At 42.8% G+C, this 11,722-nt stretch carries 9 protein-coding genes; 2 read left to right on the forward strand and 7 right to left on the reverse strand.

What is annotated here, in order from left to right; all coding sequences use genetic code 11:
• Positions 1-739 precede the first annotated feature (739 nt).
• On the forward strand, positions 740-1,339 hold the full coding sequence (locus C5749_RS18195) for an RNA polymerase sigma-70 factor (protein ID WP_105727639.1): 600 nt from the start codon (positions 740-742) through the stop codon (positions 1,337-1,339).
• A gap of 53 nt (positions 1,340-1,392) precedes the next feature.
• Here C5749_RS18195 and C5749_RS18200 read toward each other — a convergent pair whose 3' ends face one another.
• The 5 genes from C5749_RS18200 to C5749_RS18220 form a co-directional block, all read right to left on the reverse strand.
• On the reverse strand, positions 1,393-2,541 hold the full coding sequence (locus C5749_RS18200; protein ID WP_105727640.1) for an aldose epimerase family protein: 1,149 nt from the start codon (positions 2,539-2,541) through the stop codon (positions 1,393-1,395).
• A 38-nt stretch (positions 2,542-2,579) separates the two neighbouring features.
• Positions 2,580-4,280 carry a sodium:solute symporter family transporter gene (locus C5749_RS18205; RefSeq protein ID WP_105727641.1) on the reverse strand — a complete coding sequence of 567 codons (1,701 nt, stop codon included), beginning with the start codon at positions 4,278-4,280 and terminating at the stop codon, positions 2,580-2,582.
• Positions 4,281-4,348: 68 nt separating this feature from the next.
• Entirely contained in the window at positions 4,349-5,851 is a 1,503-nt protein-coding gene (gene araA / locus C5749_RS18210) for an L-arabinose isomerase (protein ID WP_105727642.1), read from the reverse strand.
• A 57-nt stretch (positions 5,852-5,908) separates the two neighbouring features.
• A complete protein-coding gene (locus C5749_RS18215) occupies positions 5,909-6,604 on the reverse strand; it encodes an L-ribulose-5-phosphate 4-epimerase (protein WP_105727643.1) in 696 nt (231 codons plus the stop codon).
• 5 nt (positions 6,605-6,609) lie between these two features.
• The gene (locus C5749_RS18220; protein WP_105727644.1) at positions 6,610-8,328 is read right to left on the reverse strand and encodes a ribulokinase; all 1,719 of its coding nucleotides are present in this window, start codon (positions 8,326-8,328) and stop codon (positions 6,610-6,612) included.
• 222 nt (positions 8,329-8,550) lie between these two features.
• Here C5749_RS18220 and C5749_RS18225 point away from each other — a divergent pair, with 222 nt between their 5' ends.
• Complete coding sequence (locus tag C5749_RS18225) at positions 8,551-9,246, forward strand: NUDIX hydrolase (RefSeq protein ID WP_105727645.1); 696 nt, start codon at positions 8,551-8,553, stop codon at positions 9,244-9,246.
• A gap of 28 nt (positions 9,247-9,274) precedes the next feature.
• Here the strand turns inward: C5749_RS18225 and C5749_RS18230 are convergent, their stop codons facing one another.
• On the reverse strand, positions 9,275-10,306 hold the full coding sequence (locus tag C5749_RS18230; protein ID WP_105727646.1) for a GntR family transcriptional regulator: 1,032 nt from the start codon (positions 10,304-10,306) through the stop codon (positions 9,275-9,277).
• Positions 10,307-10,840: 534 nt separating this feature from the next.
• Positions 10,841-11,716, reverse strand: a complete 876-nt coding sequence (locus tag C5749_RS18235; RefSeq protein ID WP_105727647.1) for a hypothetical protein — start codon at positions 11,714-11,716, stop codon at positions 10,841-10,843.
• Positions 11,717-11,722: the final 6 nt, after the last annotated feature.

The raw sequence follows: 11,722 nt of genomic DNA on the forward strand, positions 1-11,722 counted from the left end.
ATATCTCTTGATGCAGAGGTAACGCATTTAAATTGTTCTAAAAAATAGAAGGATTTCTTTAATCAATTTTTGCCTCTCAAGCCGCAGCGTGGCTTTTACTTTTTTTACCTCAAAAAGTAAACAAAAAAATCGTCGCTTCAAATCTTTGGGGAAAGGGGTAGTACTAAGGAAGAATTCCTGCCACCTCAAAAATTTGGATGCGACCTTGAAGGCTTAAGGAGTGGTTCATGCAATTGTGTTGGCGGTTCGGATTCCGGTCGGTTATTGCTAGCGGGCAGAGTCGATCAAGGTCTCCTTCCCGGTGGCGGACAGACGGAGCCAATGCTTAGGTTTTCGATCGTTATTGTAGCCTTGCCAAGCATTTTCCCTGTGTGGGACGGGCTTGTGCGACGAGCCACCTGAAGGAGGCTAAGGCCTTTTTGCTTCGTTTTTGCCTAAAAAAATGAAGGCCCCGTCCTGGCAAAGGGCAGCGAAGGTGGTGCGTCGGACAAAAAAGAATTTGTCGAAATTAAACCTTGGATGAAACCTTACAACAAAATATCCGTCCCTGCAAGGTTGAAGAGAGCGAAATAAACCAGGTGGTGCCCATGAATGCTTTTGAAAGCATATGATCATAAATAATTTATTTTATATGCAGAACGCGATTATATTGCATATAAAAATAAATTTATTTAGGTTTGATATTGCTAACAGGAAGCCACAAGCACGTAAACGAAAAATAAAACCGTTTTGCTAACCCATGGGAAACAATAAACTTATAGATTCATCTTGCCTCAAAGACCACGAGTATTGGGAGAAGGTACAACAGATAAGTTGTTCCCAGTCTTTTTCAATTCTTTTTGACCGGTATTGGGAAACTTTATACTCCACAGCATTTTCCTATCTAAAGGACCGAGAAAAAAGCGAAGAGATTACGCATGATATTTTTCTCAATCTTTGGCGAAAACGGGAAACATTGACTATTCAGTCGTTCTCCGCCTATCTTCGAGCAGCAGCCCGTTATCATGTATACAAAGAACTTAAGAAAAAGAAAGCATCCGTCATCGTGTATACGGCCGAGCTTACCGAAACAGAGATAGGGATGACCAACCACGGCGAAGAACGTCTTATTTACCAAGACGCGGAAAGATACATTGACGGCCGCCTACAGTCGTTACCTCCCCGATGTCAAGAAATATATTTCATGAGTAGAAAGGAAAATTTGACAAACGATGAAATCGCAAACAAATTGGGGATATCGAAGCGTACCGTAGAGAACCAGCTGACGGTGGCCTTACGCCATATCCGGATACAACTGAAGGTCATCAGTATAATGTTATTAATGTGGTTTACACTCTAAAAGATTGAAGACATCTAAAAAGGGAGGCGCCTTTTTAGACGCCTCCTTTTTAACTATCTCACTCCAAAACGATATTCTGTTTTTGAGGTGTATTGTTCTCCTGGTTTCAGCACCGTGGAGGGAAACGATGGCTGATTAGGTGCATCTGGAAAATGTTGCGTTTCCAGACAAAACGCAGAACGGAACGGGTACCCCTTTCCTCCTTTGCCTTTCGGATCGCTATCTGTCATAAAGTTACCGCTATAAAACTGCAACCCCGGCTCAGTTGTTAATATTTGCATTTCTATCCCAGTTTTAGGCGCATAGACCGCAGCTACTTTACGAAATCCCTCCCCTTTCACTAATTCAAAGTTGTGGTCATACCCCTTACCAACCTTTAGTTGTTCGTTATCCGTATCGACACGTGATCCGATCGTCTGCGGTTTACGGAAATCAAACGCCGTACCAGCTACCGCTAAGCTCTTGCCTGTAGGGATCAACGTTTCGTCCACTTCTGTGATAGCTTCCGCATCTATTTGCAATTCATGATCTAATATCGTTGAGTCTCCTTCTCCGTTGAGATTAAAGTAAGCGTGGTTGGTCAAGTTCAGTACCGTTTCTTTATCTGTTGAACCTTCGTAATTGATAACCAACCCTCCCTCATCCGTTAAGGAATACGTTACTTTCAACGTCACCGTGCCCGGATATCCGGCTTCCCCATCTGGAGAGGTATAAGCCAATGTAATAGCGGTATCCGAAGTCTGCTCTACGGCCCATACTTTGTTATACACGCCATTTGTACCGCCATGGAGTGAATTTTCACCGTCGTTCTTTTCCAACGCATATGTTTCATTGTTAAGCGTGAAGGATGCGTTACCTATACGGTTTCCATACCGTCCAACAATGGCGCCATAAAAGTTACTTGCATTTTGCTTAAACTCTTCTGCCGTATCGTAACCCAAGATAACGTCCGTCTCCTCTCCTTCCTTATCTTTTACGTTTAGACTAACTAGCCTTGCTCCGTAGTTTGTAAGGGTTACATGCAGCTTGTCATTTTGTAGCGAATACAGTTTTACATCTTTTTCGTCAATAACTGTCTCAAAAGCGGTCTGTTCGACACTGTCGCTTTGTGTTTCGCCTGTTTCGCTTTTATTAGTTCCTTGCTGACAGGCATAGGTCAATGCAGCTGTAGCCAATATGGCAATGAAAACATTTCTTTTCATGTTCTTTATAGTTTATAGTTGTTATGTTGTATCCTTTTTTACCAGAACCTCACGTAAATTGCTGTTACAAGCAGTAAAGTTATAACAATCATCACGAGAATGGAAGGTTCCACCTTAAACATTTTTCTATCGAGTTCAAATGCTTTCGGATTAACTTTAGGACCAAATAAGCTTATGCCAACCATCACCAGTATCGTAAATGCAAAAGCTAATCCCATACAGATTTGAAAAGGAATCTCGTATACACCAAACCTGTTCGTGTAGGCGGTATAGATCCAAGTTTCGGGACCGAAGACGTTCACCGCAAACTCATTAAAGAAGACGGAAAGTACAAACCCCGTAATAAGCCCCGCAATCGCCGCTGCTCCGGTCGTGCGCTTCCAAAACATACCTAACAAGAACATAGCAAAGACACCTGGACTGATAAATCCGGTATACTTCTGGATAAAGGTAAATCCACCAGCACCGCCGATACCCAAGGTGTCGTTCCAGGTAAAGAGAACAGCTATCAGGATGGACACAATAATCGTTAATTTACCGATCCAAACCATTTTGCCTTCACTGGCTTCTTTATTCATGTATTTCTTGTAGATATCCAACGTAAAGATAGTAGCTATACTATTCGCTTTACCTGCGAGACCCGCTACGATGGCTGCTGTCAACGCTGCTAATGCCAATCCTTTCATACCGTTTGGTAAGTAACCTAAGATGGCAGAATAGGCATTATCCGCATGGAAGACGCCGCCTGGTGCCATTTCTTCCTGCAAAGCTCCATTCTTATACAGCACATAAGCCGCGATTCCGGGCAACATGACAATGATCGGCATGAAAAGTTTAAGAAAACCTGCAAAGAGAATACCTTTGCGTGCTGTATTGAGGTCGGCCCCCAATGCGCGCTGCGTGATATACTGGTTACAACCCCAGTAGTTTAGGTTCACTATCCATATCCCGGCAAGATACATGCCTATACCCGGTAACATCAAATATTTATTAATTTCTTCCTGTGTAGCACCTGGTCCCGGTTTCTCAACAATCATATTGAAATGCTCCGGCGCATCGGTCATCAAGGCATTGAAGCCAGCAAGTACATCTTTACCAAATCCGAAGTGTTCACTGACCAGCGTCAGGGCTACATAGGTTGTTGCGATACCACCAATGATCAGTACAACCACCTGTATAACGTCAGTAAAACCAATAACACGCATACCGCCGAGCGTAATGATAACGGCAAAGACCGCTAACGCCACCATGATTAAATGAAAGGTATCTCCTCCACCCGCAAGGCTAGAGATCGCTATTGCACCCAAATAAAGGATCGATGTTAGGTTAACGAACACATATAAAAACAACCAAAACACCGCCATGATAAGGCTTGTTGTTTCGTTATAACGGTTGTTCAAGAACTGCGGCATCGTGAAGATCTTATTCTTCAGATAGACAGGAATGAACCATACAGCCACAATAATAAGTGCAACTGCGGCAATAATCTCGTAAGCTGCTACCGCGATTCCTACTTCAAAACCATTTCCGCTCATCCCGATAAACTGCTCTGCAGAGATATTGGAAGCAATTAAAGACGCCCCAATGGCCCACCAGGTTAATGAGCCTTCGGCAAGAAAATAATCCTTACTGGTATTTTGTGCTGCCGTTTTCTTGCGGTAGATCCAGTAGCCATATCCGGCTACAACAAAAAAGTAGATTACGAAGATAATATAGTCTACTGTTGCAAATTTTTCCATGTGTTATACAACTGATAAGTAAAAAGGCTTTCCGCTACATCATTATGTTTTGGAAAGCCTTGGTAAGGTTATTTTTTTAGCAAGTAATATAATTCATTCCACTTTAGTTGGTTTTCCAAACCGGTCAGTGTTGTATTTTCATCAATTGCTACATATTCGAGCCCTGCGATCCTTGCAAAATCTTCCAGATATTCTGGCGTTAAGCTCAGACTGTATGCGGTGTGGTGTGCTCCTCCCGCATAAATCCAGGCGCTACATCCTGTTTTCATATCCGGTAACGGTCTCCATAGTACCCTAGCTACGGGTAATTTTGGAAGTTTCTCTACGACCGGGACACCTTCCACTTTATTTACAATCAGGCGAAAACGTGTTCCCATATCTACCAACGAAGCATTCAAAGCGTCTCCGCTTATACCGTTAAAAACCAAACGTGCCGGATCAGCTTTTCCGCCGATACCTAGTGGATGCACTTCTATCCTCGGCTTGTGCGCAGCCAATGCAGCATCTACCTCCAACATATGTGATCCTAGCACCATAGCATTGTCCGGATCGAAATGGTAGGTATAATCTTCCATAAAAGCTGTTGTACCAGGTAGTCCTGCACCCATTACTTTACAAGCGCGAACTAATGCAGGGGTCTTCCAATCGCCTTCTCCCGCAAACCCATAACCTTCTGCCATCAAACGTTGAACCGGTAAACCCGGAAGTTGCACCATACCGTGCAGATCCTCGAAAGTATCGGTAAAGCCTTTGAAATTGCCTGCTTCCAAGAATTTGCGAAGCCCGATCTCGATTTTAGCGGCTTCTATTAGACTTTCGCGATGTTCTCCACCTTCTACTACGTTAGGAGCAAGTTCATACGTTTCTTCGTATTCGTTTAACAGTGCTTGAAGTTCTTCGTCACTGGTTTCATTGATCACCGCAACTAAATCACCGATAGCGTAGGTATTCACCGAAAAACCAAATTTTGTTTCCGCTTCTACTTTGTCCCCATCGGTAACAGCTACGTTGCGCATATTATCGCCGAAACGTGCAAACTTCGCCCCCTGCCAATCATGCCATGCGGCAGCAGCTCGTGTCCATACATTAATCCGGTCAACGACTTCTTCATCCTGCCAATGGCCGGTTACGACCTTACGTCCTATATTTAACCGCGTTACTATATGTCCAAATTCCCGGTCACCATGTGCGCTTTGGTTGAGGTTCATGAAATCCATATCCATCGTTTCCCATGGAATGTCTCTATTATATTGCGTATGCAGATGCAATAACGGCTTCTGCAATGCTTTCAATCCTCTTATCCACATTTTGGCAGGAGAGAATGTGTGCATCCAGGTCACCAACCCAATACATTCCCGCGTAGCATTAGCTTCCACGATGGTGTCATAAATCTCGTCGCTATTCTTTACAATAGGCTTATAGATTACCTCCACCGGAATTTTTTCGTGGGCTGAAAGATAGCCTGCAATTTCTGCAGCATGCACCGCTACTTCGCGTAGTGTTTCTTCTCCGTATAAATCTTGGCTCCCCGTCAGGAACCAAACTTGTAATTTATTTAATGCAATATTCATTTTTCGTTATTTATTTTTTGATAACTCAGCCCTTATAATTTGTCACGCATCACTGCCTTATTCCTGACCGTAATATGCATCCGTACCATGTTTACGGTCGTAATGCTTTTTGATCAATGCGTCTTTAAGCCGAGGTGCGTTCGGATTGATTTGTTCCGTTAAATGTGCCATTTGTGCGACCGTTTCCAATACAGCACTGTTATAGACTGATTTAATACCCGTCTTCCCCCATGCAAACGGAGCATGGTTTCCAACCAACACCATTTCGACTTCCTTATAATCCAACTGCTGCGCTTCAAAGTGGTTAATAATCTGAAAGCCTGTTTCGTATTCGTAGTTTCCTAAGATCATCTCATCACTCATTGGTGGCGCACAGGGTATGTCAACCGTCAGATGATCCGCGTGAGTCGTTCCAAAAATAGGAATATCCCGTTGACTCTGCGCCCATGCGGTGCCGTATGTAGAATGGGTATGGGTAATCCCACCAATACCATCCCAATGTTTGTAAAGCACCGCGTGTGTCTTTGTATCCGAGGAGGGACGCAAGTTGCCCTCTACTGTATTTCCTTCGAAGTCGACAATCACCATCTGATCTGGCGTCAGCTCTTCATATGGAATACCACTCGGTTTAATAGCAAAAACGCCTTTGTTACGATCTGCCACACTTACATTTCCAAAGGTAAATAGCACTAAACCTAATTTAGGCAGCTGCATGTTGCACGCGTATGCCTCTTCTTTTATTGCTGTATACATTGTTATTATTCGTTTTCTGTGATTTGACTAACCAATCGCTGTTCCCTGTTTCTGGCGTCTTTAGTTTCTACAAAAGATCCTACTTTTTTATACTGCTCATAACGATCTGCATAAATGGTTACCATCTCCGGTCGGGGACTATAAGTACAGTCGAAGCCTTGTCCCATGGCTTCCATCGCATCTTCTACTTTAGTATAAATACCAGCTACTGTTGCGGCAAACATCGCTGCACCTAATGCACAAGTTTGTTCCGATTTGTGAACCCGTATTGGCATATTAATTACATCGGCCATCGTTTGCATAATATAAGGAGACTTTTTGGCTACACCGCCCAGTCCGATAATTCCTTTGACCGGAATGCCTTCATTTATAAAACGATCGACAATACTTTTTGCGCCGAAACAGGTTGCCTCCACAATGGCACGGAAAATCCGCGGCGCGTCTGTTCCGAGGTGCAGTCCGCTTATTGCGGCTTTCAATGTTTGGTCGGCATCGGGAGTACGGCGGCCATTAAACCAGTCGAGCGCAAGTTCGGAGGTCGGCGTTACCGGCAGCGCTTCCGCTTGCCTTCCTAACTGTGGAATGACTTGATCATCGATGAAATCGACCACTTTGCTCAAGTCTTCTTCTCCTAAGATTCCGCTATCTGCTAACAAATTTTTTACCGGCCAGAGCAATACGCTTTTGAACCAGGCATAGGCATCACCAAAGGCCGACTGCCCTGCTTCCATACCAATCATGCCCGGAATCACTGAACCATCTACCTGTCCACAAATACCTTTTACGAGCGTATCCGCTACCTCTGTTTTTGGCGCGACAAGCACATCACATGTGGAGGTACCGATCACCTTACTCACATAATAAGGCTCGATCTCTCCACCCACAGCTCCCATATGACAGTCAAATGCGCCTACACCTACAACAACGTCGGTAGACAACCCTAATCGCGCCGCCCATTCTTCCGATAATGTACCCGCAGCTTGGTCGGAGGTATATGTTTCCGTAAATAACCGTGCTGTTATACCATCTAATAAAGGATCTAACGAACTAAAAAATGAATTGGGGGGTAAACCATCGAACTCGGCTGCCCAAAGCGATTTATGTCCCGCGGCACAAACACTCCGCTTAATAGCTGTTGCTTGCGTTCCGCCTGTCAGTAGAAAAGGGATATAGTCGCAGTGTTCCACCCATGTATAGAGAGATTTTCGCACCGACTCATCTACCCGTAAAACGTGCAGTAATTTTGCCCAAAACCATTCAGACGAGTAAACTCCGCCAACATATTTTAGATAGTTTAGATCAAAGCTGCTTGCATGATCATTAATTTGTTGCGCCTCCTGCACTGCGGTATGGTCTTTCCACAACACGAACATCGCATTGGGGTTATCCGCAAATTCATCTAATAAAGCTAATGGAACACCGTGCTCATCTACCGCTACCGGCGTAGACCCGGTAGTATCTACCGAAATAGCTTTTACCTGCTGCGCAGTGAGAACTCCGTCCGCTTTTTTTAAGCAATCCTTCACCGTTGCTTCTAGCCCTTCAATATAATCTAGTGGATGTTGGCGAAACTGACTAGCCGACGCATCACAAAATTCTCCCTTTTTCCACCTTGGATAATAAAATACGGACGAAGCAATTTCATTTCCATTAGCTGCATCGACCAATATGGCTCTCACGGAGTCACTGCCATAATCCAATCCAATCACATACGATTTTTCCATTACGAACACCTTTTCTGGTTTATAATACCTTTTTTCTGTCCCTCATCCATATTCATACAAATTTGGATTCAAGCGTTTCTCGTTCAAAATTAATGTCAAATTAACACTTAATTTTAGAAAAGTGAAAATTTTATTTTATTTTCCGTAAAATAAATTTAATTGTAGCTATATTAACAGCATAAATCAGTAATCTATTAACGTAGGGAAGCCTACAATCAATATATGGATTTTTACAAAAACGAACCAAAAACGTTGCTGGCCGTGGATTGCGTTATCCTAGGCTTTAATGGTGAATCGCTAGAAATATTATTAGTAAAAAGAGCAATTGCGCCAGAACGCAATAAATGGAGCTTGATGGGAGGTTTTGTACAGGACGATGAAAGCCCAGAACGGGCAGCCTCGCGTGTACTCAAAAAGCTAACGGGCTTGACGAACCTCTATATGGAAAATTGCGGTATATTTGGCGAACCTGGCCGCGAAAAACGACGGGTGGTCAGTATCACTTATTTTGCGCTAATCGACACAAAACAATATAAGCATATCCTCAGCGAGGAGTATGAAGCAAAATGGTTTCCTTTGAATGATCATCCGAAGCTTATTTTCGATCACGAAGACATGATTGCGGCTGCAAAGCATACGCTACGCACTAAGGCGGCATTGTATCCCATCTTGTTTGAGTTGTTACCGGAAAAGTTTACTGTTCCTCAAATTGCATCCTTATATGAATGTGTATATGATATCGATCTCGATAAGCGAAATTTTAGCCGTAAGCTTCTCGCTTCCGGCCTTATTATCAAACTAAATGAAAAAGATAAGAATTCGAAAAAAGGTGCTTTTTATTATCGCTTAAATATGGATATATATAAGGAAAAAATCATGTCTTTCCTACGCTATTTGCCCGGCTGGTCCACCGAATGATGAATTATGAATTTATACGGCCTAAGTACTATAAAGAAGGTCGGATATTGACGTAGAATGGTGTCTCTTTTTGTTCTTTTTTCTGGTGTTTGATGATCTGCGCGGCATATTTCCCCATGAGTTCGAAATCGGTAGATATAGTCGCTATGCCATTGAGGATAAATTTTTTGAGCGGTGTTTCATTGTAAGATATTACCCCGACATCTTTGCCGATTTGATAATCTTTTGCTATCGTTTTTTCTAAAAGCTGTACCAGGTCGTCTTCGGCCAGCATGATATAGCACTCCCCTTTCTTCAGCGTTTCTGCGGAGATATCGCCCACAAGCAGGTGATCAAACGCGTATTGCTGACAAAACCTATAAAAGCCTTTGATTATAGCTTTAGGGTAATCGCTGTGGTCAGGAAAAACAAGTTTCAATGTGCGGTACTGGGAAAGAGGGGATAACATTTTCTCCAAGGCCTCATAAATATCTTTCTCATAGTTTTCATAGACCGCGTCAAAACTTCCTTCCAACCCATCGATAAGTTTTCCTAATAACATCAACTTATCGATTGGAATAAGCCCTAGAACCTCCGGAGCTTGATCACTCCCCTCTTTGAAATGGGGAAACACGACATAGTGGTCATATTGTTTCGTCAAATTCAGTAACAGGCTACGCAAATGGGAGATATCACTGTTGTAGACAAACAAATCCAATGATGCTTCATCCCCCAATTCTCGTGCAAACGCATCGTAAATAATTTTTTTATGTGCACTCAGTTTATTTAGAAATAGGGCAATCTTCTGTTTGCTTACGACATCTGATTTTGCGACGAAATACCCCTTCCCAGGTGTAGAGGAAATAATATCTAAGCTTTTCAAATGTCTGTAACCTTTTTCTACGGTGTCTCGGGAGATATCGAAATAGACGCTCACTTCATTGATCGATGGGAGGATATCTCCCTGCTTTAACTGGTTCTTTCGTACACCTTCGATTACTGCATCTGCTAATTGCAGATACTTCGGTGTAGACGAAAACTCACTGATCTGAATGCTTTTGATAAAATCAATGTCGCTCATGCTGTTTCTATTATCGAAACATTAAAGAAACGCTTTTTTTGGAAAAAATGCAAGTTTTTCCCACGTAGCAATATAACGAAATGCAACGTCGGCGCACGGAAAAACAGCAAATAGTTATTTCTCAACGATTATGTACATGTACATGTTGATGCATGCCCGGAACATCTTTGCTTTGTCAAGTGCGTTATTGATCTTGTTCCGTGACTTTGCCGTCAACTACATGGATATCGCCACAAACGCAGACAGCATGTTTCACTTGTGCAGGTACAACTGGGTTATGTCACTTGAGTTTGTCGTTCATTACAGTGACATAGCCGTTATGTCAAGCAACAAGTGCGTTTTGTAAGCCGACAAAGCCGACAACTACATTGCTTTGTTGATTAAGTCACGGTACATAGTCGCTAAGTACATGGAGGTTGGGGCTATGTAGATGTACAAAATGGGAGATGATCAAATAAAAACAACTTAAATTTATAAAAAATAGGCAGTCCAAGATGAACTGCCTATTTCTACTTTGTCATTTATAAATTCAGTTTATTGTGCTTTTTCTAATTCTAGTACAAAGGCACCAAATCCACCCGCTGAAACGGTATACGAACCGTTAATTCTAATTCTGCCGCTACATGGATCTACATAGTTCGCATTTCCTCCGCCAGTAGATGCTACATATAACGTACCATACTGCCAAGAACCACCATAGGTTCCCAATGGCTGACGCGCAACAGAAGCGGTATTATCTCCTAAATTAATATCGATGGTAATCGGATTAAAACCATCTATAGGATAAGTGATCGCAATGGTGGATTCGTCTACCTTAACCACGTCTGCGATAGATCCTACACCAAAATCAGCCCAACCATCTGTAACAACTCTAAATTTACCGTCACCGATAAAATCATCCGCAATATAACTACAGATAGCGGAATAGCGAGCCGTCGGAGAAGCGTCTGGTTGGCTTCCAACATTGGCACCATAACCATCTCCGACCTCAGGAAAAGCAAGATAGGTCGCTCCTCCGGTAATATAGTTTACGCCAAAATCATAGCTATCGCCAGCAACAATAGTTCCGAACAAATCAGTCAACAACTGGCCGGATACGTCGAACTCATCGGGGTAGGATGTAATGTTGCCTTTCAGTGTTTTTACATTTTTGGCGTCTCCATTTTTCATCACCACAAAATCTAGATAATCTGGCTTTTTGTCCGAGTCTTTGAAATATAAATCGATACCAATTTTTGCTTCAAAAGACATTGGATCATCATCTAGTATTGCCGGACTACCCGAAATTTTCGTAATATGCGGCTGATTAAGATATACCATACCGTCAGGCATAGTCGCGTTATCACTTTTTCTACATGCTGAAACCACCACCAGTGACAACAGCATCAATATGCTAAATATTTTCTTCATTTCAAT

Source organism: Sphingobacterium gobiense (genome assembly GCF_002980575.1).
Taxonomy (GTDB): domain Bacteria; phylum Bacteroidota; class Bacteroidia; order Sphingobacteriales; family Sphingobacteriaceae; genus Sphingobacterium; species Sphingobacterium gobiense.